The sequence below is a fragment of the Bradyrhizobium liaoningense genome, assembly GCF_018130785.1.
GTDB lineage: Bacteria > Pseudomonadota > Alphaproteobacteria > Rhizobiales > Xanthobacteraceae > Bradyrhizobium > Bradyrhizobium liaoningense_A.
The window spans coordinates 138,827-160,452 of the sequence record NZ_JAFCJT010000017.1 but is presented as its reverse complement, the minus strand read 5'-3'; the positions used below and the strand labels follow the sequence as shown (position 1 = coordinate 160,452).

Below are 21,626 nucleotides of genomic sequence, written 5' to 3'. Positions count from 1 at the left end.
ACGGGCTTCAAAGCCCTTGGATGAAGCGGTCTCCCGTCCGTTACCGCACCGGACACTCTAGCCGATCCGGCGCAATCTGACTTACAAGGATGACGGATCTGGCGCGAGCTCGTCTGGGCGTGTGGAGAGAGTTCACCCCTCGCCCGCCAGCTCGAACGTCCCTTCCATCATCTGCACGCAATTGCCGCCGACATAGGCATCGAGAAGGGCGCCGCCCTCCTTTTCCACTGTCGTCCGCAGGATGCTCGGCCGGCCCATGTCAAAACCCTGGCCGATAATGAGCTTCAGCTCGCCGTCGCGAAGCGGATCGAGGGTGGCGAGCAGCGCGGCGGCGGCGACCGTTGCGCTGCCGGTGGCGGGATCCTCGGCGAAACCGCTGGTACCGCGCATGAACATCCGCGCCTGGAGGTCGCAAGGCGCCTGCGCCGCCGGGATATCGCGCGTGTAGAAATAGATCGCGAACGCGCCATCGCGCGGGAGCGTCCGGGCGAACGCCGCAGCGTCGGGCGTCGCCCGCCGCAGCGCGTCGCGCGAATGCAATTCCGCGACCACGAACGGCGTGCCGACGCCGACGACTTCCGGCACATGGCGATCGGTCCTGACGTCGTCCGCGCTCAATGAAAGGCACGCGGCGACCTCGGCGGCGGACAGCTTTGCAAGACGCGCCAGCGGCTGCGGCGCGGTCAGCTCGGCACCGACGACCTTGCCCTGCTCCCGCCAGATCTCGACCGGCACGATTCCGGCTTTCTCTTCGAACAACAATCGCGGCCAGGGCTCATTGCTGCGCCGGGCCAGCACGAAAGCAGTCCCGACATTGGGATGACCCGCGAAGGGAAGCTCCCTCACCGGCGTGAAGATGCGGACCTCCGCGTCGTGGCCGGGGTTGCGCGGCGGCAGCACGAAGGTCGTCTCGGAATAGTTGAACTCGGTCGCGATCGCCTGCATCTGCTGCGTCGACAGCCCGACGGCATCCAATACCACGGCGAGCTGGTTGCCGCCGAAGGCGCGGTCGGTGAAAACGTCGACGGTGATGTAGCGGCGCTGCATCGTCACTTCCTCATGCCAGTCGCGGCCGCGACCGGCCGCATCGCGCGGCAGTCTACAGGCCGGCAATATCGCTCGTCATTCCCCAAAATTCGGAGCACTCGGAGCAATCGCAGAAAGCGAGTCAGAAGCGGAAGAGCTGTCGCGGCGATGCGAGCACCTGTGCGCGCTCGCGTTCATCGACGATGAGTGTTTCGAGAAACCGCCTGTTTTTCGCGCTTCGAAGGCCCTACCCCAGTTGAAACACCGCTACCTTCTGCTCGTAGCCGCGTACCGCGACCTCGCCGAGCGCGACTGCGTCCTCACCGTCGTCGCCGAGCGCCTCGCGGACGGACGCGGAGATCAGGAGCTGCGAGCCGAACTCCTTGTTGAGTGCCTCCAGCCGCGAGGCGAAGTTCACGGTGTCGCCGATCACCGTGTACTCCTTGCGCCGGGGCGAGCCGATATTGCCGGCGACGACCTCGCCGAAATGGATGCCGATGCCGATCCGCAGCGGCCAGCTCGTTTGCGCGTTGATGCGGTCCATCGCGGTCAGCATCTCGCGGCCCGCGGCAACCGCGCGATGCGCGGCATCCGAGGCCTCCAGCGGCGCACCGAACAGGGCGAGGAAGCCATCGCCCAAAAACTTGTTCACGATGCCGCCCTGACGGTCGAGGATGTCGACCAGCACGGCGAAGGCGCCGTCGAGCCGATTGACCACCTCCTGCGGTGTGCGCGTCTGCGCGCCGGCGGTGAAGCCGCGGAAATCGACGAACATCACCGCGACGCGGCGTAGGTCGCCGCCCGCGCTGGGTCCCGCCGCCATCAACCGTTCCACCACCTGCGGGGAGACGTGCTGGCCGAACAGGTTGGTGACGCGATCACGCGCAGTGGCGGCCGCGATGCTCGCGGCAAATTGCCGCCGCAGCCGCGCGCCGACGGAGCCGGCGAGCACGCCGCAGATCAGGATGACGGTGCTGCGTACGGCGTGAAAGTAGATCAGCGGTTCGCCAGCTTCGCTGGCCGAATTGTAGTACAGCGCGACGGCCAGGAGTTCGGCTGCGGCCACAAACCCCGTGAAGGTGGACAGCCAGAAATCGAGCCGCAGCGTCGAAAGAATGATGAAGATGAAATAGGCCAGTGGCAGCACGAAACCGAGCGCGGGCCCAGCGCCCATGCTGCGAATCTGGAGGATCAGGATGATCGTCGGCAGCGACGTTTCGATGAGGGCGCTGATGTATCGCCTGATCACCGGCAGGTCGCGATCGAGCTTGAGGTTTCGCCTGATCTGTCTGTGGACCCAGACCTCGAAGAGGATGAAGCCCGCCAAGAGGATGTATTCCCGAACCAGGCCCCCGGTCCCGCGCCAGACCCGGTTCACGATGGCAGGGTCGATCAGGTAGGTTGCCGTGAGGAACAGGATCATGACGCAGCCCGTCGTGATCAGCGCCCTCACCCGCAATAGCTCGGTGCGCAGCACTTCTCGAGTCAGCTCGCGCTCGAACTGCTCCGACATCCCGGCATGCTGCCGGGCCTTCCTGCTGGCAAACCTGACCATTTCTCCCCTCGATTCCGGGGGCAGTCTGCCTCAATCCAGCGTGCGGCGGAAGCGCGTCACGGCAATGGTCATGGCAAGCAGCATCAGGACCGCCAGCGCCAGCGCGTCGAAGCGCAGATTCTGCATGGTCGCGCCCTTCAGCATGATGGCGCGGACGATGCGCAAATAATGGGTCAGCGGCAGGCATTCGCCGAAATATTGCGCCCAGGCCGGCATGCCCGCGAACGGAAACATGAAGCCGGAGAGAAGGATGCTCGGCAGGAAGAACATCATCGACATCTGCATGGCCTGGAGCTGGTTCTGCACCAGCGTCGAGATCGTGTAGCCGATCGACAGATTGGTGGTGATGAACAGGGTCGAGAGCAGCGCCAGCAGGAACAGATTGCCGAGCACCGGCACGCCGAACAAGCCGACACCGATGCCGATGATGAGGAAGGCCTGGACGAAGCCAACCAGCACGTAAGGGATGATCTTGCCGAACATCACCTCGACCGGCTTGATCGGCATCGACAGCAGGCTCTCCATGGTACCCCGCTCGACCTCGCGCGTGACCGAGAGCGCGGTGAAGATCAGCATGGTCATGGTGAGGATGGTGCCGACGAGGCCCGGCACGATATTGAGGCTGGAGGCGGCGGCCGGGTTGTAGCGGGCATGCGCGCGGATTTCGAACGGCATCTCCGGGGGATCGCCGATGTAGAGATCGTGCTTGAGCGCTGTCTGCACGACCATGCCGAGCGAGCCGATCGCGGCGCTCGCCGCGACCGGATCGGTGGCGTCGGCCGCAACCAGCAGCGCCGGCCTGTCGCCGCGCCGCACCGCCCGTTCGAAGCCGCGCGGGATCTCGACACCGAACAGCACCTTGCCGGATTTCAGGAGATTGTCGAAATCATCGACGTCGTGCACTTCGTAGAGGAAACGGAAATAGGCGGTGTTCTCCAGCGCCTTCAGGATCGAGCGGGCGAGATCGGAGTCCTCCTGGAGCAGCACGGCGCTCGGCAAATTGTGCGGCGTGGTGTTGATGGCATAGCCGAACAGCATGAGCTGCATCACCGGCAGCATCACGATCATCGCGAACGAGACGCGATCGCGCTTGAGCTGGATGAACTCCTTGATCAGCATCGCGTACGAGCGCTTCCAGAAGCCGAAGCGCTCGCGGATCTCCTGGAATGGCGCGAGACGATCGACGGTGCTCATTGGAAATTATCCTTGGAGCGGCTCATCAGCTCGATGAACACGTCTTCCAGCGACGGCGACGATTTGTGCCACTGCAGGCCGCTCTTGTCGCGCCACGGCGCGATGCTGGCTTCGAGCGCGGCGACGTCGCGCCCCGAAACGTGCAGCGAAGTGCCGAACGGCGCGACCATGTCAATGCCAGGCTTGCCGGTGAGCGCGGCCGTGAGCTCGTTCAGGTCGTCGCCAGTCACGGTGTAGGTCGACAGCGCGGATCCCGCGATCACCTCCTCCACCGTGCCATGCGTCAGCAAATGGCCGTAGGCGATGTAGGCGATCTCGTGACAGCGCTCGGCTTCGTCCATGTAGTGGGTGGACACAAGCACAGTGAGACCATCAGCCGCGAGCGCGTGGATCTCGTTCCAGAAATCGCGCCGCGCCTTCGGGTCGACGCCCGCGGTGGGCTCGTCCAGCAGCAGCAGTTTTGGACTGGGCAGCGTGCAGGCCCCCAACGCAAGGCGCTGCTTCCAGCCACCGGAGAGCTCGCCCGCAAGCTGCTCCTCGCGTCCCGACAGGCCGAGCCGCTTGATCATGTCGCGCGCGGCCCCGCGCGCGTCGGCCAAGCCATAGAGCCGCGCGACGAATTCGAGGTTCTCGCGCACCGACAGATCCTGGTAGAGGCTGAAGCGCTGGGTCATGTAGCCGACCTGGCGCTTGATCTTTTCGGCATCGCGCCGGATGTCGAAGCCGAGGCAGGTGCCCTCGCCGCTGTCGGGTGTGAGCAGGCCGCAGAGGATGCGGATGGTGGTGGTCTTGCCCGAGCCGTTGGGCCCGAGGAAGCCGTAGATCGAGCCGCGTTTCACCTGCATCGACAGATCGTGCACGACCTCGCGGCCGCCGAACGATTTCGTCAGGCCCTTGACGTCGATCGCGATGCCGTTGCCGCCGTTCATCGCTTGTCTGCCACCGGTGTTTTTGGATTGAGATAGACGTCGATCGGCTGCCCGACCCGCAAAGCGTCGGGCCGCGATGGCCGCGCCTGGATCAAATAGACGAGCTTGTTGCGCTCATCGAGACTGTAGATGACAGGCGGGGTGTATTCGGCCGAGGTCGCGATGAAATAGATCTTTGCGGTGAGATCGGCAGCGCAATTGTCGCAGGCGACCCGCACCGTGTCGCCGATCGCGAGCTTCGGCAGCTCGGTCTCGGGCACGAAGAAGCGCAGCTTCATGTTGCCGGGCGGCATGATCGAGAGCACCGGCCGCTGCGCCGCCACCATCTCGCCCTCGCGGAAGTAGATCTGCTGGATGGTGCCGGCAACCGGCGCAAAGCCCTTGCGCCGCGCCATCCGCGTCTCCGACGTCGCCAACCGCGCCTCGGCAACGCGCAAGGCCGACACAGCGGAGTCGAGATTGGCCTGCGTGCCCGAGCCGGTCTTGTTCAGCGAGGCCGCGCGATCATAGGTCTGCTGCGCGTTCGCCAGCGTCGCCTTGTTCTGGTTGAGATCGGCGAGCTGGAGATCGTCGTCGACGGAATAGAGGGCATCGCCGACCTTCACCTCGTCGCCTTCACGGACGTTGAGCTTCGTCACCCTGCCCGCTTCGTCGGGGCTGACGAAGATCATGTCGGCCTCGACCCAGCCCTGGAAGCCGGGATCGCGCTTCTCGTTGCAGCCGGCAAGGCCAGTTGCGAGTACAGCGATCAATGCAAATACAGAAATTGCTTGCGACGACCTCATGTCGTCCTCCGTTCACCAAAAATCAAATCGAGATGAACGCGCAGCATCTCCTGCGCATCCAGCGGCGCGTGCCGCGCAAACAGGCTCTGCCAGATCACCGCGATCATCGCGGGCGCAACCAGGATCTGGGGAAAGCGCGCGAGGTTCTTCTGGTGGATTTCGCCGCGGGCGATGCCGAGCTCGATCAGCGCGCGCATGCCGGCGATCCCGCGCGAGACGACCTCGCGATAGTAGAAGTCAGCCACGGCGGGGAAGCGCGGCCCCTCCGCTACGATCAGGCGCACGAGATCGCCGCGCCTCGTGTTCGCGACCTCCTTGAGGAAGTTGCTGGCAAAGGCCTCGACCAGATCGCGCACCGAGCCGGTCGGCGGCGGCAGCGCCGTGAGCTTCTCCACTACCGGCACGATCACGATGCGGACCAGCTCCTCGAACATCGATTCCTTGTCCTTGAAGTGCAGGTAGATCGTGCCCTTGGCGACGCCCGCGCGCTTGGCGATGTCGTCGAGCCGCGTCGCTGCGAAGCCGCGCGCGATGAATTCCTCCAGCGCCGCCTCCACGATCGCCGCGCGGCGCTCCGCCGCGCGCGCCGCGCGGTTCGAAGCGGCAGCGACGGGGTCTCCGCCTCCTGCGAGCGCACGGCCTTTTGCAGTCGAGCGGATGTCCGGCGGCGCAGAAATGTTGATTGGCTTCTTCGTCATGGGGCAATTATGACTGACTGGTCAGTCATAGTCAAATGAAAGCGTGAACGACCCGACAGACCAAAATAAATTAGCCTTGACTAATGCATTAGTATTTACTAATTGATCTACCATGATCGAAGCCGCCCAAAACCCCGTCACTACCGTGATGCGCGCCCTCGCCGATCCGACCCGCCGCGCCGTGTTCGAGCGCGTGTTCGAGAGCAAGGAGATCAGCGTCGCCGAGCTGACCCGCGGCAGTGGCGTCACCCAGGGCGCGATCTCGCAGCACCTCAAATCCCTCAAGCAGGCCGGCCTCGTCGCCGAGCGCGCCGAGGGCCGCAACGTCTACTACCGCGCCGCGCCTGAAGGCCTCGAGCCGCTGGTCACCTGGATGGACCATTACGGCGTGTTCTGGCGGGAGCGCTTCCAGAACCTGCGTGACCTCTTGAAGGAGATCGATCCGTGAGTGCAGCCGAGTTGAAAGCCGAGACAAAAGACATCGTCATCGACGAGGTCTTCCCTCACGCGCCCGAGACGATCTGGAAGGCGCTGACCAGCGCGCAACTGATCGCGCGCTGGCTGATGCAGCCGACTGGCTTCGAAGCCGTCGAAGGCAGGGCCTTCACGTTCCAGACTACCCCGGGCGGCAACTGGGACGGCGTGATCCATTGCCGGGTTCTGGAGGTCGTGGCTAACCGGCGCCTCGTCTACGCCTGGAAGGGCGGCGATGAGCGCAACACCGGTTACGGCGCGCCGCTCGACACCGTCGTGACGTGGTCACTCACCGCGGTCGAAGCCGGCACGCGGATCCGCCTCGTTCATGCGGGCTTCGTCCTGCCAAGGAACGAGTCGGCCTACACGGTCATGAGCGGCGGCTGGAAGAAGGTCGTCAGACAGCTCGACGAAATCAGTGGCGAAGAGTGAGGAGATATCGCGATGACCAGGCCCTTTACCGGCGGCTGCGCCTGCGGCGCGATCCGCTATTCGATTGCCGATGAGCCCCTGTTCAGCAATCACTGCCAGTGCCGGGACTGTCAGCGTGAAAGCGGCAGCGGCCACGGCTCGTACATGACCTTCGCGCGCGCCGGCGTCACGGTGACTGGCGAAGCAAAACACTGGGACATGGTCGGCGACAGCGGCAATGTGAAGACGCGCGGTTTCTGCACGCAGTGCGGTTTGCCGGTTTACATGACCTTCGCAGCGATGCCCGACATCTTCACCATCCGCGCAGCAAGCCTCGACGAGCCCGCCCGCTACAAGCCGCAGGTGGTGACTTACGCCGCGCGCGGGCATGACTGGGATCGTCTCGATCCCGACCTGCCGAAATTCGCGGGCATGCCGCCGGCGTGAAGCGCTAGCCAAAGTCCAGCACCATGCGGCCGTCGATCTTGCCGGCCTTCATCCGGTCGAAGACGTCGTTGATTTGCGCGAGCGGCACCTTGGCGACTTCGGCCTTCACCTTGCCGTCCGCGGCGAAGGCGATGGCTTCAGCGAGATCGCGTCGTGTGCCGACGATGGAGCCACGCACGGTGATGCGCTTGAGCACGACATCGAAGATCGGCGTCGGGAATTCACCCGGCGGCAGGCCGACGAGACTGACGGTGCCCTTCCGGCGCACCATCTTCAGGGCCTGCGCGAACGCGGCGGTCGACACCGCCGTCACCAGCACGCCATGCGCCCCGCCTCCGGTCGCCGCCAAGACCTTCTCCACCGCATCGGCCGCGAGCGCATTGACCGCGAGATCGGCACCGGTCTCGCTTGCGAGCGCAAGCTTGTCCTCAGCGATATCGATCGCCGCGACCTTGAACCCCATCGCCTTGGCGTACTGGATCGCGACATGGCCGAGGCCGCCGACGCCTGAGATCGCGACCCACTCGCCGGGCCGCGCGTCGGTCTCCTTCAATCCCTTGTAGGTGGTGACGCCCGCACACAGGATCGGCGCAATGGCGGCGAAATCGATCGTCGCCGGCAGTTTTGCCGCGAAGGCGGCCGAGGCGACGACATATTCGGCAAAGCCGCCGTTCACGCTGTAGCCGGTGTTGTGCTGGTGCTCGCACAGCGTCTCCCAGCCGGTCTCGCAATATTCGCAAGCCATGCACGCATCGTGCAGCCAGGCGACGCCGACGGCATCGCCCACCTTCAGGTTCTTCACGCCGGGCCCGAGCGCGGCGACGATGCCGGCAGCCTCGTGACCGGGAATGAAGGGCGGAACCGGCTTCACCGGCCAATCGCCGGAAGCTGCGTGCAGATCGGTGTGGCAGACACCGCAGGCTTTCACCTTGACCAGGACCTCGCCGGAACCGGGCTGCGGCACCGGCACGTCCTCGATCACCAGCGGCTTGCCGAATTGTCTGACGACGGCGGCTTTCATTGTCGGCATGTGTCTGCTCCATTGCAATACGCAGAGCAGACTAACGACGCCGGGCGGCGCTCCCTTGATCGGCGTCAAGGAATGCAAATCTATCGATGGCGGGAACCATCACGACGCGACGATGACGGGCGCACCTCAGCCATGGAACTTGAGGCCGTCGACGATCTTGTCGATCACCTTGCGCTCGGCGCGCATCGCGATGCCCACCAGATTGAGATCGTTGCGCGCGACCACCCTCACCGCTTCGCGATTGGCGGCATCGTGCGTGGTCTTGAACATGTCCTCGGTATAGACCGCCGGCTTCACGTTGCGCGTCAGCGCACGATCGAGCGCGCGTGACAGCGCCGGACCATCGGCGCCGTAGATCAGGATCGGCTGGCCGATCAGCGCGTGATATGTCGTGCCCGAGGCGTCTTCATAGGCTTCGCCGATGCATTCGGGAAAGGCCGCGGCAATGCCGCTGGTGAGAAAGGACGCGACGTTGAGCTTCTGCCAGGCCTGAAGGTCAGTACGGATCACGACGGCGATCTTGGTGTCGAACTGCATGCAACTCCCCAACTGTCATTCCGGGGCGCGCCACTTGGCGCGAGCCCCGATGCGCAATTGCGCATCGAGATTTCATACTCCCGATGGTGGTTATGGATTCCGGGCTCGATGCTACGCATCGCCCCGGAATGACAGCAAGAGGAAACAACGCCCGAAAATTCAGCCCTTGGCGTCGCAGGCCCAGGCGCGGATCACGCATTCCTTGCCGCCGTACTTGTAGCACTCGCGCGTGGCGGCATTGAGCGAGGCGGCGATCTTCGGCTTGACGGCATAGCCATAGGCGCCGCAAGGGTTCGACAGATCGACCGACATCGCAGCGCAGGCGCGCTTCATCGTCACCGTCGTGCAATCGCCCTTGCACTGCTTCTGCGCTGCGGCGCGGGCCTCGTGCTCCGCGCCGTAATCAAAAGCCTGGCCATAGGCGCCGCACTTGCCGACCGCAAACGCGCCGGCGGCATGGGCTTCAGTGATATAGCGGGCGCCGGCAACACAAACCGACAGCGCAAAGAAAAACATCGCGCAACGGCGCGCGACGACGTTCGAAGCCATGGAAAAACCCCTCCCCCCAAGGCAGGTGGAGCGGACTCTAATCGGTGGTCGTTTCCAGATGGTGAACGGAGGGTTGAAATCGGACTATTGGAAGGTGCGGTAGAGTGGGCAAAGCGAAGCGTGCCCACGAATTGCAGATCGCGATAGAAAGATAGTGGGCACGGCGCTGCGCGCCCTTGCCAACCCTCCGGCAGCGTCATCCGCGTCTTGCTGCTTCCAGCGCCTGCGGCGTGTCGATGTCGAGGAAGGCGCTCTCGCCATCCACGGGGACTTCCGCAACGGCTTCCGTATGTTTGGCGATCAGGTGCCGTGCGCCGACGTCGCCGTCGAGCGTCATCAGCTCCTTGAAGAAGCGGCGCGACCACAGCACGGGATTGCCGCGGCGCCCGTCGCTGACGGGCACCACGATGAGGTTGCCGCGGTCCGGCGCAAAGCCGTCGATGAGACGGTCGATCAGGCCGGCATCGATCAGCGGCATGTCGCCCAAACAGACCACGGCGCCGTCGCAAGCCTCAGGTACGGCCGCGATGCCGGCCTTGACCGAGCTCGCGATGCCGCCGGCGAAATCCGGGTTACGGACGAATTTCACCTTCAAGCCTTGCAGCGCCTGCTCGACCAGCTCGGTCTGGTGGCCGGTGACGACGATCACCTCGGAGGCCTTCGAGGCCAGCGCCTGCTCGGTCGCGATCCGCACCAGCTTCTTGCCGTCGAGCTCGGCGAGCAGCTTGTTCGGTCCGCCCATCCGTGTCGAGCGGCCCGCCGCGAGCACGATGGCCGCGACCTGGCTGTTGCCCTCGGTCTCGGGCTGTGCGCGTGGCTGCGGCCGCGTGACGATCTCCATCAGGAGGCCGCCGACGCCCATGCCCATCAGCTCCGCGCGCGTCACCTTGATGCCGGCGAGCAGCCGCATCAGCACCCAGTCAAAACCGTTCTCGACCGGCGATCGCGCGCAGCCGGGCGCGCCCAGCACCGGCACCCCGCCGGCCCGCGCGATCAGCAGCAAATTGCCGGGATCGACCGGCATGCCGAAATGCTCGATCTCGCCGCCGATCCCGGTGACGGCCGCCGGAATGACGTCGCGGCGGTCGGCGATCGCGGAGGCCCCGAACACGATGACAAGCTCGGCGCCGAGGCCGAGCAATTCCTTGATCGCGGCCGACAGCGCCCGCTCCTCGTGCTGCACCCGCCGCTCGGCAATGATGCTGGCGCCGGCCGGCGCGAGCCGCTCGGCGGTGACGCGCAGCGTCTTGTCGATCACCTTCGACGAGAGGCCCGGCAGCAGCGTCGAGACGACGCCGACGCGCTTGATGACGTAGGGCGCGATCTTCAGCACGTCGCGGCCTGCCGCCTTCACCGCGGCATCGCGCAAATTGCCTTCGACGCCGAACGGGATGATCTTGACGGTGCCGACCATCTCGCCCTCGACCACCGGCTTGTAGGCGGAGAGCGTCGCGAAGGTGATGGCCTCGTCGATGTTGTTGATGCGGTCGACCGCTGCGCGGTCGATCACCAGCACGCCCGGGCGTGCGGCGAACAGATTGGCGCGGCCGGTGAAGGCGCGCTCGACATGAATGCCCTCGCCGCCGACGGCCAGCGCGATACTGGCGGCGGCGACATCCTCGGAGACGTCGTCCTCCTCCATGCGCACCACCACGACGTCCTTGATGCCGGCGCGCGTCAACGCCTCGACTTCGGCCGGGCCGATCGTCGTGCCTTTCTTCAGCACCAGCGGACCCTGGCGCAGGGTGTGGACGGTCACCCCGCCGATCGCATCCTTGGGGCTCGCCGGTCCGAATTTCATGCCGCTTCTTCTTTTTCTTTGGGAGGCAGGCGCAGCACCGCCGTGATCTCGGCCATGATCGACACCGCGATCTCGGACGGCGAGACCGCGCCGATCGCAAGGCCAATGGGCGCGTGGATGCGCGCGATGTCAGTATCCCTGGCGCCCTGCGCGCGCAGCCGGTCGCCGCGCTTGGCATGCGTCTTTCGCGAACCGAGCGCACCGATATAGAAGCAGTTGCGCTCGAAGGCGTGCAGCAGCGCGGGATCGTCGATCTTCGGATCGTGCGTCACCGCGACGAAAGCCGTGTAGGCATCGACATTGAGCGGCGGCAACGCGGTGTCGGGCCATTCGGCGACCAAGGGAATGTCGGGGAAGCGCTCGGGGCTCGCAAAGGCCGTGCGGGGATCGACGACGGTGACGTCGTAACCGAGCGAGCGCGCCAGCGGCGCCAAGGCCTGGCTGATATGGACCGCGCCGACGATGACGAGCTTTGCGGTCGGCGCGTAGACGTTGAGGAACAGCTTCTTGCCGCCGGCTTCGACATTGGCGCTCTTGCCCATGCGAAGCTGCTTGTCCAGCTCGGCGCGCAGCGGATCTTTTGCGAAATCGGCAGCCTTGACCAGACGCTGCTCGCCGTTCTCGGTGTCGGTCACCAGAATCGCCGCCCGGCGCGCGGCGCGCTCGGCATTGAGTTCGTGCAGGATCTCGAGCTTCACGGCTAGCCGACCTTCTCGACGAAGACGCGGATGGTGCCGCCGCAGGACAGTCCGACATTCCAGGCCGTCTCATCGGCAACGCCGAACTCCAGCATGCGCGGTTTGCCGCTCTGGATCACGTCCATGGCCTCGGTGACCACGGCGCCCTCGACGCAGCCGCCGGAGACTGAGCCCAGGAACGTGCCCTCATCGTTGATGACGAGGCTCGAGCCCGCCGGGCGCGGCGCCGAGCCCCAGGTCTCGACAACGGTGGCCAGCGCGACGCCACGGCCGGCCTTCTGCCAGTCCTCCGCCGCCTTCAGAATATCCTCGTCGCGATCGAGCATGGGTGGACCTCTCAGGCTGCGGAGCGGATCAGGCTGCGGTGATGGGGCGGCAGCGGCCGGGAGAGCGTGGTGATCAGCTCCTGGATCGAACTCAAATTATGCACGGGGCGGAATTCGTCAACGTGCGGAAGCATCATTTTGATGCCCTGGGCCTTGGCCTCGAAGCCGCCGAACCGCAGAAGCGGGTTGAGCCAGATCAGCCGCCGGCAGGACCGGTGCAGCCGGTCCATCTCGAAGGCGAGCCTGGAATCAGCTTCCCGCTCCAGTCCGTCGGAGATCAGCAGCACGATGGCGCCCTGGCTCAGCACGCGCCGCGCCCACAATTTGTTGAAGTTGTGCAGCGAGGCCGAAATCCGGGTGCCGCCGGCCCAGTCCTCGACCGAGGCCGAGCAGCTCGCCAGCGCCTCATCGGGGTCGCGCTGACGCAGCGCCCGGGTGACGTTGGTCAGCCGGGTGCCGAACAGGAACACCGAGACGCGCTTTCGCGCGTCCCCGATGGCATGCAGGAAATGCAGGAACAGGCGGGTGTACTCGCTCATCGAGCCCGAGATATCGAGCAGCGCGACGATCGGCGCCGGCTTCTCGAGGCGCCCGAGGCGATGGATGTCGACGATGTCACCGCCGGTGCGCAAGGACGCGCGTAGCGTGCGGCGCAGGTCGAGGCGAAGCCCGCGCGGATCGGGCCGGTGCCGGCGCGTGAGAAGCTCGGCCTGCGGCAACTGCATCCGCTCGATGGCATGCAGCGCCTCGGTAATTTCCGCCGCGCTCATCTGCGCGAAATCCTTCTTCTGAAGGATTTCCTTGTCGGAGACCGACAGGCGCAGATCCTGCTCCTGGTGCTGCGGCGTCTCCGTCATCCGCGGCTGCGACATCGCCTCCTGCACGCGGCGGGATCCGGCCTGCGGCTTCTTCTTGGCCTGCTCCGGCAACGGCACCGAATCCAGCATGTGCTTCCACTCTTCCGAGGCGCGGAAGAACAGGTTGAAGGCCTGCCTGAAGATCAGCGCATGCTCGTGGCGCTTGACGAAGATCGCTTCCAGCGTGGTGAAGACGTCGGCGCGGTTGCCGATGTCGATCACCTGGAGCGCGCTCATGGCATCGATCACCGCCCCCGGCCCGACCGGCATGCTGGCTGCACGCAACGCGCGGGCGAAGCCGACGATGTTGTCGGCGAACTGCTCGGTCTGCTCGGGCGCAAGGTGGTTGATGGCCATGGTCTCGTATCCATCCCCTCGTCATTCCGGGGCGCGCCACTTGGCACGAGCCGGGAATCCATACTCCCGATCGTGGTTATGGATTCCGGGCTCGACGCTGCGCGTCGCCCCGGAATGACGGGAGTACTAGTAACGCTAGATCAATTCTCGCTCGTCGCTTCCTTCAACACCTTCTGCAAGGTATCGCCCTGCATCCGGGTGATATCGTCCTGGTACTTGAGCAGCGCACCCAGCGTGTCGCCGACCACTTGCGGGGTCAGCGAGCGGGCGTCGAGCTCCGACAGCGCGGTGGCCCAGTCGATGGTCTCGGCGACACCCGGCGACTTGTAGAAGTCCTGGTTGCGCAACGCCTGGACGAAGCGCACGACCTGTTGCGACAATTTTGCGGAGATACCGGGCACGCGCGTCTTGACGATCGCGAGCTCGCGCTCGGCGGCGGGATAGTCGACCCAGTGATAGAGACAGCGCCGCTTCAGCGCGTCGTGGATCTCGCGGGTGCGGTTGGAGGTGATGATGACGATCGGCGGCCTCGGCGCCTTCACGGTGCCGAACTCGGGGATGGTCACCTGGAAGTCGCTGAGGATTTCGAGCAGGTACGCCTCGAACGCCTCGTCGGCGCGGTCGAGCTCGTCGATCAACAGCACCGGCGGGCCGGCAACATCAGGCTCCAGCGCCTGAAGCAGCGGCCGCTTGATCATGTAACGGTCGGCGAAGATGTCGCTCGAGAGCTGCTCGCGATCGGTGTCGCCGGCGGCTTCCGCCATCCGGATCGCGATCATCTGAGCGGCGCTGTTCCACTCGTAGACGGCGGAGGAGACGTCGAGGCCTTCGTAGCACTGCAGGCGGATCAGCTTCCGCCCCAGCGCCGCCGACAGCACCTTTGCGATCTCGGTCTTGCCGACGCCGGCCTCGCCTTCGAGAAACAGCGGCCGGCCCATGCGCAGCGACAGATAAGTCACCGTGGCCAGCGATCGCTCCGCGAGATAACCGCGCGAAGTGAGAAGTTCGAGCATCGCATCGACCGATGCCGGCAGGGCCGTGAGAGTCATGAAAAAGCCAGTCTCGCTACGCCCTCACCGGGGACAAGTTTGGGCCTAGGCGTGAGGTTCACTCACTCCTTGGCGTTGGCGGCGTCGAGGGCGCGCCGCGTCAGCACCCCGATGAGGTGCGCGCGGTATTCGGCGCTGCCATGGATGTCGCTGTTGAGGCCGTCCGCCGGCACCTCGATGCCATCAAGCGCCTTCGCGGCGAAGCGCTTCTTCAGCGCATCCTCGAACGCGGTGACGCGGAATACGCCTTCGGAGCCGGCACCGGTGACGGCAACGCGCACGTCCGAAGGACGCCGCGCCACGAACACCCCGACCAGTGCATAGCGCGAGGCCTGGTTGCGGAACTTGATGTACGCCGCCTTCTTCGGCAGCGGGAACATCACCTTGGTGATGATCTCGTCGGCTTCGAGCGCCGTCGTGAAGAGGCCCTGGAAGTACTCTTCCGCCTTCAGGCGGCGCTTGTTGGTGACGATGGTGGCGCCGAGCGCGAGCACGGCGGCCGGATAGTCCGCGGTCGGATCGTTGTTGGCGAGCGAGCCACCGATCGTCCCCTTGTGGCGCACGGCCGGGTCGCCGATCTGGCCGGCAAGATTGGCCAGCGCCGGAATCGCTTCACCGACGATCGCGGAGCTTGCGACCTCGGCGTGCCTGGCGGTGGCGCCGATCACGAGCGCGCGGCCCTTCATCTCGATCGTGTCGAGCCCCTCGATATGGGAGAGGTCGACCAGATGCGGCGGGCTGGCCAGGCGCTGCTTCATGACCGGAATCAGCGTGTGGCCGCCGGCGATCACCTTGGCGTCTTCGTTCTTCACCAGGAGGTTGGCGGCCTGCCGCACGGTCCCGGGGCGATGATATTTGAATTCGTACATCTGAATGTCCTGATCGCGGGATGCGTGCGCGGGTTAGGCGAGATCGGATTTCGCCATCGCCTTGGCGCCGGCGGAGATCGAGGCGACGATGTTCTGGTAGCCGGTGCAGCGGCAGAGATTGCCTTCCAGTTCTTCCCGGATCGTATGGTCGTCGAGCTCGTTGCCCTTGCGGTGAACGATGTCGATCGCGGTCATGATCATGCCCGGCGTGCAAAAGCCGCACTGCAGGCCATGGTGCTCGCGGAAGGCCTCCTGCATCGGATGCAGCGGCGCACCATCGGCGGCCAGTCCCTCGATCGTCTTGACCTCGTGGCCGTCGGCCATCACGGCCAGCGTGGTGCAGGACTTCACGGCCTTGCCGTCGAGATGCACGACACAGGCGCCGCACTGCGAGGTGTCGCAGCCGACATGGGTGCCGGTCAGGCGCAGATTCTCGCGCAGGAACTGCACCAGCAGGGTGCGGGGATCGACGTTGGCCGTGACAGGATTGCCGTTCACGATGAGGGAGATTTTTGCCATAAGCACTCTCTATCAGCGCCCCGACGGGTCCCGTCGAAGCGGTTCTTATAATTATTCCAACCCATCATATGGGCCATTATGCCCCGGGGCAACATCGCCCGGGGCGCAAGCGGCCATGCCAAAAGGCGCTACGTGGTAATGGGCCTCAGCCCTGTACCGCTTTGGCGAAGTTCGCGAAAAATTCGTCGGCCAGTTTCTTGGCGGTGCCGTTGATCAGGCGCTGGCCGAGCTGCGCCAACTTGCCGCCGATCTGCGCCTCGACGTCGTAGGACAAAAGCGTGCCGCCGTCCTTCTCCGCCAGCTTGACCACGGCGCCGCCCTTGGCGAAGCCGGCCACCCCGCCCTCGCCTTCACCGGAGATCTTGTAGCCGTTCGGCGGGTCGAGATCGCTCAGCATGACCTTGCCCTTGAAGCGCGCCGACACCGGCCCGACCTTCATTTTAGCCGTCGCGCGAAAACCGCCGTCGTCGGTCTTCTCCAGCTCCTCGCAGCCGGGGATGCAGGCCTTCAGCACCTCGGGATTGTTGAGCTTCTCCCACACAGCCTCGCGCGGCGCCGCAAGCTGGACTTCGCCGTTCATCGTCATGGCCATGGGGGTACCTCCCGAGATCGCAATACTATAATGCTGCTCAAGTAACGCACGGAGGCCCCAAAGGAAAGGGTGGCCCCCGGTCACGTGCAATGCATATTCGCAACTGCAAAAAGTCTTGTGCGGACGATCAAGGATTGGCACAGCCGGGGCATGGTGATTAGGTCGCTACCCAGGACTTGCGCAACATGAGCACAGCCCTCGCCCCCCTGCTCGCGCCGATGCTGTCGAGCGCGGCCATGCGCGCCGTCTGCGACGACCGGTCGACCCTCCAGAACATGCTCGATTTCGAGGCAGCTTTGGCTCGGGCTGAGGTCGCCACCGGCGTGATTCCCGCATCCGCGGTGGGACCGATCGAAGCGGCCTGCAAGGCTGATGCCTTCGATATGGCCGCACTGGCCGAGGCCGCGACGCGATCCGGTAATCTCGCGATTCCCCTGGTCAAGGCGTTGACCGCCAATGTCGGCGAGGCCGACGCGGAGGCCGCGCGCTACGTGCATTGGGGCGCGACGAGCCAGGATGTCATCGACACTGCGACCATGCTCACGCTTCGCGCCGGCATCGATGCACTCGATGCCGATCTCAGCCGCGCCATCAAGGGCTTTGCCGCGCTGGCGCGCAGCCATCGCAACACCGCGATGGTGGCACGGACCTGGCTCCAGCACGCGCTGCCGATGCCGTTCGGCCTGAAGGCTGCCGAATACGCATCAAGCCTCGCCCGCGCCCGCTGCCGCCTGCGGCGGCTCTCCCGCGAGGGCCTTGCGCTGCAATTCGGCGGCGCGGCCGGCACGCTCGCGGCCCTCGGCGACAAGGGGCTTCCGGTCGCCGAACGGCTGGCACAGGAGCTGAACCTGCCGCTGCCGGAGGCGCCGTGGCACACCCATCGCGACCGGATCGCGGAAGCCGCATCGTGCTTTGCGATTCTCGCTGGAAGCTGCGGCAAGATCGCCCGCGACGTCTCACTGATGATGCAGACCGATGTTGGCGAAGCGTTCGAGCCCGCTGGCGAAGGCCGCGGTGGCTCCTCGACCATGCCGCACAAGCGCAACCCGGTTGCGGCCGCGAGCGCGCTGGGCTGCGCAACCATGGCCCCTCAGCTCGCCGCGACGATTTTTGCAGCCCAAGTGCAGGACCATGAGCGCAGCGCCGGCCCCTGGCACGCGGAATGGCCGACGCTGCCGCAACTGATGCTGGTCGCCTCCGGCGCGCTGGCCGCCATGGTCGACATCGCCGAAGGGCTCGACGTCGATGCTGCGCGCATGCGCAGCAATCTCGATGCGACGCACGGCCTGATCATGGCCGAAGCGGTCACGTTCGCGCTGGCCGACAAGATCGGCAAGAGCGATGCGCATCATCTGATCGAGACCGCAAGCAAGCGGGCAGTCGCCGAGAAGAAGCATCTGCGCGAGGTTCTCGCGGCCGACTCGCAGGTCACCGCGCATCTCGCACCGGAAAAAATTGCGGCATTGTTCGAGCCGATGGCCTATCAAGGGGCCTCCCAGGCCCTGATCGACCGGCTGCTCGACAGCCTCGACCGCGACTAAAAACTGCCAAACACGACGGAGACGCCGCATGCCCATGATCGATGCCGACGGTTGCCTGATCAACGTCTCCGTCGAGGGCCGCGACGGCGGGCCGACGCTGATGCTGTCCAATTCGCTCGGCTGTACGCTTCAGATGTGGGAGCCGCAGATGAAGGCGTTGACGCAGGTGTTCCGCGTCATCCGCTACGACCGCCGCGGCCACGGCAAGTCCAACGTCCCGCCCGCCCCCTATACGATGGAGCGCTTCGGCCGCGACGTGCTGGCGATCCTCGACGACCTCAACATCGAGAAGGTGCATTGGTGCGGCCTGTCGATGGGCGGCATGGTCGGGCAATGGCTGGGCGCGAACGCCCCGGAGCGCTTCGGCAAGCTCATCCTCGCCAACACCTCCTGTTACTATGCCGAGCCGACCAAATGGCTGGAGCGCATCGACGCGGTGAAGAAGGGCGGCATCGCCGCGGTGGCCGATGCCGTGATCGCGGGCTGGCTAACGCAGGATTTCCGCGAGCGCGAGCCCGACATCACCGCCAAGATGAAATCGATGCTGCTTGCGACCCCGGTCGAGGGGTATCTGGCCTGCTGCGAGGCGCTATCGACGCTCGACCAGCGCGCGCTGCTGCCGAAGATCAAGAGCCCGACCTTGGTGATCGCCGGCCGCCACGACATGGCAACCCCGATCTCGGCGGGCGAGCTGATCCGCTCGAGCATTCCCGGCGCCAGCATGACCATCATCGACGCCGCCCACATTTCAAATGTCGAGCAGCCGCACGCGTTCACCGACGCTGTGGTTGGATTCTTGACCCAGCGCTAACCACGACCGTCATTGCGAGGAGCGTAGCGACGAAGCAATCCAGACCATCGCCGCGGAGGGATACTGGATTGCTTCGCTACGCTCGCAATGACGGAGAGGAGGAAACAACATGGACGACCAGAAGCGCCGCGATGCCGGCATGAATGTGCGCCGGAAGGTGCTGGGCAATACCTGGGTCGACAAGTCGATCGCGGGCCGCAATGCCTTCAACACCGACTTCCAGGACATGATCACCCGCTATGCCTGGGGCGAGATCTGGACGCGGCCGCATTTCGACGAGCGCACGCGGCGCGTGCTGGTGATCGGCACCATGGTCGCGCTCGGGCAATGGGACGAATTCCGCCTGCACGTGCGCGCGGCGCTCGCCGAGGGCGGCTTCACCCCCGACGACATCAAGGAAATCCTGCTTCAGCAGGCAATCTATTGCGGCGTGCCGGCGGTGAACCACGCCGTCAAGGAAGCCTCAGCGATTGTGCAGGAGCTCGGCCTGCTCAAGACCTAGCGGCGCGGCGGTCTCGACGGTCTCCTGAACGATCTTGGGCGCCGCCGCGGGCCGTTCGATCAGCACCACGATGGCGGCGCCGAGCAGCAGCAGGAGTTCGGTGGCATGCAGCCTGAGCGCGGCCATCTCGCCGACCTTCGAGGCCATCAACATGCTCGTAAACGAGATGAGGCTGCCGATCGCAAGCGCAATGCCGAGTGCCTCGTCGCTGCCGCCGTTCTTGCGGACGCGGGGGATGCACAGAAGCGCGAGATAGATGGCAAGGAACGCCACCACCGTCAGCCGGCCCAGGGCCAGCAGCCAGGCGGCACGCACCGTGCTCATCCCCGCCATCTGAAGATGGTCACTGAGGAACAGCGCCACCGCGACATTCGGCCGCTCGTAAAGGCCGTGTACCGGTGCCACCATGATGTTGAAGGCCACAAGCGTCCAGGCCGGGATGAAATAGGCCGCCAGCAGGGCGCCGTTGACCGAACCGATCCGCCAATTCCTGAACATGCCGCTTCCCGCTTCGCTCGCTACGCGCCTTCAATGGGAAGGCTTTGCGGGGAGCTAACTCGCATCAGACTGTGGCGGCAATTTAAACCCTTTGTTTACCTTAACCGGCCCGCCAGGCGGCGCGACCAAAGAAAAGGGCCCCGCCTTTCGGCGGGGCCTCGCTTCACCCTGCGCTCTCAAATCTACCTGTTGTCCTGACCGTGCTGACCGCCCTGCTGCTGGCCGGGTTTCTCGCCCTGGCGCTGCGGATCCTGCTGCTGCTGACCGGGTTTCTGGCCGCCGCCCTGCTGCTGACCGGGGCGCTGGCCGGGGTTCTGAGTCTGCTGGCCCGGATTCTGGTTCTGCTGCTTCGTCATTGGGGAAAACTCCCTTGTTGGACGTCAGAACGGAGACAACGGCCCCCATCCGATTTGGTTGCCTTGCGGAACCCGGTTCCTCGCACCTGCGGAACCGAGATGACAGCCGTAACGAAATGACCTCTGTACAAGCCTTTGCGCCGAGGCATGGCCAGTTGCAGCCGCCAGTTCCCTCCTGTTACAAAACGGGAAGAATGCTTAGGGGCTGCCGGGGCCCGAGAAGAAACTCGCAGAAACTCTCTCTCGAAACAGCTCCTTTGAGCCGCGTCAGGTTTGGTAACGGCAGCGCATGGATTATTTCGCCCAGCAGCTCATCAACGGACTCGTTCTGGGCTCGATCTACGGCCTGATCGCCATCGGCTATACGATGGTCTACGGCATCGTCGGCATGATCAATTTCGCCCACGGCGATGTCTTCATGATCGGCGGCTTCATCGCCCTGATCACCTTCCTGATCCTGGTCTCGCTCGGCCTGACCGCGATCCCGGTGATCCTGCTGGTGGTGCTGCTGGTGTCGATGGCGATCACCGCGCTCTATGGCTGGACCATCGAGCGGATTGCCTACCGGCCGCTGCGTCATTCCTTCCGCCTCGCCCCGATGCTGTCGGCGATCGGCATGTCCTTCGTGCTGACGAATTACTCGCAGGTGGCGCAGGGCGCGCGCGTCAAGCCGATCCCGCCCTTCATCACCGGCGGCTACACACTGCATGAGAGCACGGACGGCTTCGTCATCCAGCTCTCCAACATCCAGATCATGGTGGTCGTGACCACCATCGTGCTGCTCGCGCTCTTCACCTGGCTGGTCTCGCGCACCCGGCTCGGGCGCGACATGCGCGCCTGCGAGCAGGATCAGACCATGGCGGCGCTGCTCGGCGTCAACGTCGACCGCACCATCTCCATGACCTTCGTGATCGGCGCCGCGCTCGCCGCGGTCGCGGGCCTGATGTACCTGCTCTATTACGGCCTGGTGGATTTCTTCATGGGCTTCGTCGCCGGCATCAAGGCGTTCACCGCGGCCGTGCTCGGCGGCATCGGCTCGCTGCCCGGCGCCATGCTGGGCGGCCTCGCGATCGGCCTGATCGAGACGTTCTGGTCGGCCTATTTCTCGGTCGAGTACAAGGACGTCGCGGCGTTCTCGATCCTGATCGTCGTGCTGATCTTCATGCCGACCGGCCTGCTCGGCCGTCCCGAAGTCGAAAAAGTCTGACGGTCGCG

Annotated in this window: 26 protein-coding genes; 7 read left to right on the top strand and 19 right to left on the bottom strand. The window is 65.1% G+C overall.

Annotation, left to right across the window (positions count from 1 at the left end):
- Nucleotides 1–132 precede the first annotated feature (132 nt).
- From JQ627_RS27920 to JQ627_RS27895, 6 genes are all read right to left on the bottom strand, one after another.
- Nucleotides 133–1,047, bottom strand: coding sequence for a PhzF family phenazine biosynthesis protein (locus JQ627_RS27920; protein WP_212487482.1), 915 nt, complete (start codon nucleotides 1,045–1,047; stop codon nucleotides 133–135).
- 226 nt (nucleotides 1,048–1,273) lie between these two features.
- On the bottom strand, nucleotides 1,274–2,581 hold the full coding sequence (locus tag JQ627_RS27915; RefSeq protein ID WP_212487468.1) for an adenylate/guanylate cyclase domain-containing protein: 1,308 nt from the start codon (nucleotides 2,579–2,581) through the stop codon (nucleotides 1,274–1,276).
- A 30-nt stretch (nucleotides 2,582–2,611) separates the two neighbouring features.
- Nucleotides 2,612–3,775, bottom strand: coding sequence for an ABC transporter permease (locus JQ627_RS27910; protein ID WP_212487466.1), 1,164 nt, complete (start codon nucleotides 3,773–3,775; stop codon nucleotides 2,612–2,614).
- Nucleotides 3,772–4,704, bottom strand: a complete 933-nt coding sequence (locus JQ627_RS27905; RefSeq protein ID WP_212487464.1) for an ABC transporter ATP-binding protein — start codon at nucleotides 4,702–4,704, stop codon at nucleotides 3,772–3,774. The genes JQ627_RS27910 and JQ627_RS27905 overlap by 4 nt, the downstream gene beginning before the upstream one ends.
- Nucleotides 4,701–5,489, bottom strand: a complete 789-nt coding sequence (locus JQ627_RS27900; RefSeq protein WP_212487463.1) for an HlyD family secretion protein — start codon at nucleotides 5,487–5,489, stop codon at nucleotides 4,701–4,703. Before JQ627_RS27900 ends, JQ627_RS27905 begins: the two co-directional genes overlap by 4 nt.
- A complete protein-coding gene (locus JQ627_RS27895; protein WP_249143421.1) occupies nucleotides 5,486–6,187 on the bottom strand; it encodes a TetR/AcrR family transcriptional regulator in 702 nt (233 codons plus the stop codon). The genes JQ627_RS27900 and JQ627_RS27895 overlap by 4 nt, the downstream gene beginning before the upstream one ends.
- A gap of 112 nt (nucleotides 6,188–6,299) precedes the next feature.
- Here JQ627_RS27895 and JQ627_RS27890 point away from each other — a divergent pair, with 112 nt between their 5' ends.
- From JQ627_RS27890 to JQ627_RS27880, 3 genes are read left to right on the top strand one after another with little or no spacing between them, the layout of a single operon-like run.
- Entirely contained in the window at nucleotides 6,300–6,635 is a 336-nt protein-coding gene (locus tag JQ627_RS27890; RefSeq protein ID WP_212487461.1) for a metalloregulator ArsR/SmtB family transcription factor, read from the top strand.
- Nucleotides 6,632–7,093, top strand: coding sequence for an SRPBCC domain-containing protein (locus JQ627_RS27885; RefSeq protein WP_212487459.1), 462 nt, complete (start codon nucleotides 6,632–6,634; stop codon nucleotides 7,091–7,093). Before JQ627_RS27890 ends, JQ627_RS27885 begins: the two co-directional genes overlap by 4 nt.
- A gap of 12 nt (nucleotides 7,094–7,105) precedes the next feature.
- Nucleotides 7,106–7,519 carry a GFA family protein gene (locus JQ627_RS27880; RefSeq protein ID WP_212487458.1) on the top strand — a complete coding sequence of 138 codons (414 nt, stop codon included), beginning with the start codon at nucleotides 7,106–7,108 and terminating at the stop codon, nucleotides 7,517–7,519.
- A gap of 4 nt (nucleotides 7,520–7,523) precedes the next feature.
- On the opposite strand, the gene adhP is transcribed toward JQ627_RS27880, so the two are convergent.
- The 11 genes from adhP to JQ627_RS27825 all read right to left on the bottom strand — a co-directional run bounded on the left by adhP (nucleotide 7,524) and on the right by JQ627_RS27825 (nucleotide 16,703).
- Nucleotides 7,524–8,549, bottom strand: a complete 1,026-nt coding sequence (gene adhP, locus JQ627_RS27875; RefSeq protein ID WP_212487456.1) for an alcohol dehydrogenase AdhP — start codon at nucleotides 8,547–8,549, stop codon at nucleotides 7,524–7,526.
- A gap of 126 nt (nucleotides 8,550–8,675) precedes the next feature.
- The gene (locus JQ627_RS27870; RefSeq protein WP_212487454.1) at nucleotides 8,676–9,086 is read right to left on the bottom strand and encodes a DUF2000 family protein; all 411 of its coding nucleotides are present in this window, start codon (nucleotides 9,084–9,086) and stop codon (nucleotides 8,676–8,678) included.
- A gap of 159 nt (nucleotides 9,087–9,245) precedes the next feature.
- A complete protein-coding gene (locus JQ627_RS27865; protein ID WP_212487452.1) occupies nucleotides 9,246–9,635 on the bottom strand; it encodes a DUF4189 domain-containing protein in 390 nt (129 codons plus the stop codon).
- 196 nt (nucleotides 9,636–9,831) lie between these two features.
- On the bottom strand, nucleotides 9,832–11,436 hold the full coding sequence (locus JQ627_RS27860) for an NTP transferase domain-containing protein (RefSeq protein ID WP_212487450.1): 1,605 nt from the start codon (nucleotides 11,434–11,436) through the stop codon (nucleotides 9,832–9,834).
- On the bottom strand, nucleotides 11,433–12,134 hold the full coding sequence (locus JQ627_RS27855; protein WP_212487449.1) for an XdhC family protein: 702 nt from the start codon (nucleotides 12,132–12,134) through the stop codon (nucleotides 11,433–11,435). Before JQ627_RS27855 ends, JQ627_RS27860 begins: the two co-directional genes overlap by 4 nt.
- A 2-nt stretch (nucleotides 12,135–12,136) precedes the next feature.
- Nucleotides 12,137–12,460: an XdhC family protein gene (locus JQ627_RS27850; protein WP_007602422.1), complete on the bottom strand. Its 324-nt coding sequence runs from the start codon at nucleotides 12,458–12,460 to the stop codon at nucleotides 12,137–12,139.
- Nucleotides 12,461–12,471: 11 nt separating this feature from the next.
- Nucleotides 12,472–13,674, bottom strand: coding sequence for a VWA domain-containing protein (locus tag JQ627_RS27845; RefSeq protein WP_212487447.1), 1,203 nt, complete (start codon nucleotides 13,672–13,674; stop codon nucleotides 12,472–12,474).
- Nucleotides 13,675–13,814: 140 nt separating this feature from the next.
- A complete protein-coding gene (locus JQ627_RS27840; RefSeq protein WP_212487446.1) occupies nucleotides 13,815–14,723 on the bottom strand; it encodes a MoxR family ATPase in 909 nt (302 codons plus the stop codon).
- Nucleotides 14,724–14,785: 62 nt separating this feature from the next.
- Nucleotides 14,786–15,592 (bottom strand): xanthine dehydrogenase family protein subunit M, encoded by an 807-nt coding sequence (locus tag JQ627_RS27835; protein ID WP_212487444.1) that lies wholly within the window; start codon nucleotides 15,590–15,592, stop codon nucleotides 14,786–14,788.
- 33 nt (nucleotides 15,593–15,625) lie between these two features.
- Nucleotides 15,626–16,111 (bottom strand): (2Fe-2S)-binding protein, encoded by a 486-nt coding sequence (locus JQ627_RS27830; RefSeq protein ID WP_008137528.1) that lies wholly within the window; start codon nucleotides 16,109–16,111, stop codon nucleotides 15,626–15,628.
- Between the two features lie 145 nt (nucleotides 16,112–16,256).
- Complete coding sequence (locus JQ627_RS27825; RefSeq protein WP_212487442.1) at nucleotides 16,257–16,703, bottom strand: carbon monoxide dehydrogenase subunit G; 447 nt, start codon at nucleotides 16,701–16,703, stop codon at nucleotides 16,257–16,259.
- Between the two features lie 185 nt (nucleotides 16,704–16,888).
- On the opposite strand from JQ627_RS27825, the gene JQ627_RS27820 reads away from it, so the two are divergent.
- The 3 genes from JQ627_RS27820 (at nucleotide 16,889) to JQ627_RS27810 (ending at nucleotide 19,557) form a co-directional block, all read left to right on the top strand.
- A complete protein-coding gene (locus JQ627_RS27820) occupies nucleotides 16,889–18,244 on the top strand; it encodes a 3-carboxy-cis,cis-muconate cycloisomerase (RefSeq protein WP_212487439.1) in 1,356 nt (451 codons plus the stop codon).
- Nucleotides 18,245–18,272: 28 nt separating this feature from the next.
- Entirely contained in the window at nucleotides 18,273–19,055 is a 783-nt protein-coding gene (gene pcaD, locus JQ627_RS27815; RefSeq protein WP_212487437.1) for a 3-oxoadipate enol-lactonase, read from the top strand.
- Between the two features lie 109 nt (nucleotides 19,056–19,164).
- Nucleotides 19,165–19,557, top strand: a complete 393-nt coding sequence (locus JQ627_RS27810) for a carboxymuconolactone decarboxylase family protein (protein ID WP_212487434.1) — start codon at nucleotides 19,165–19,167, stop codon at nucleotides 19,555–19,557.
- Here the strand turns inward: JQ627_RS27810 and JQ627_RS27805 are convergent.
- Nucleotides 19,519–20,055 carry a hypothetical protein gene (locus tag JQ627_RS27805; protein WP_212487432.1) on the bottom strand — a complete coding sequence of 179 codons (537 nt, stop codon included), beginning with the start codon at nucleotides 20,053–20,055 and terminating at the stop codon, nucleotides 19,519–19,521. The two genes, JQ627_RS27810 and JQ627_RS27805, sit on opposite strands and share 39 nt — an antisense overlap.
- Nucleotides 20,056–20,237: 182 nt before the next feature.
- Entirely contained in the window at nucleotides 20,238–20,411 is a 174-nt protein-coding gene (locus JQ627_RS27800) for a hypothetical protein (RefSeq protein ID WP_212487430.1), read from the bottom strand.
- A gap of 289 nt (nucleotides 20,412–20,700) precedes the next feature.
- Between JQ627_RS27800 and JQ627_RS27795 the strand changes: the two genes are divergently transcribed.
- A complete protein-coding gene (locus JQ627_RS27795; RefSeq protein WP_212487428.1) occupies nucleotides 20,701–21,618 on the top strand; it encodes an ABC transporter permease subunit in 918 nt (305 codons plus the stop codon).
- Nucleotides 21,619–21,626: the final 8 nt, after the last annotated feature.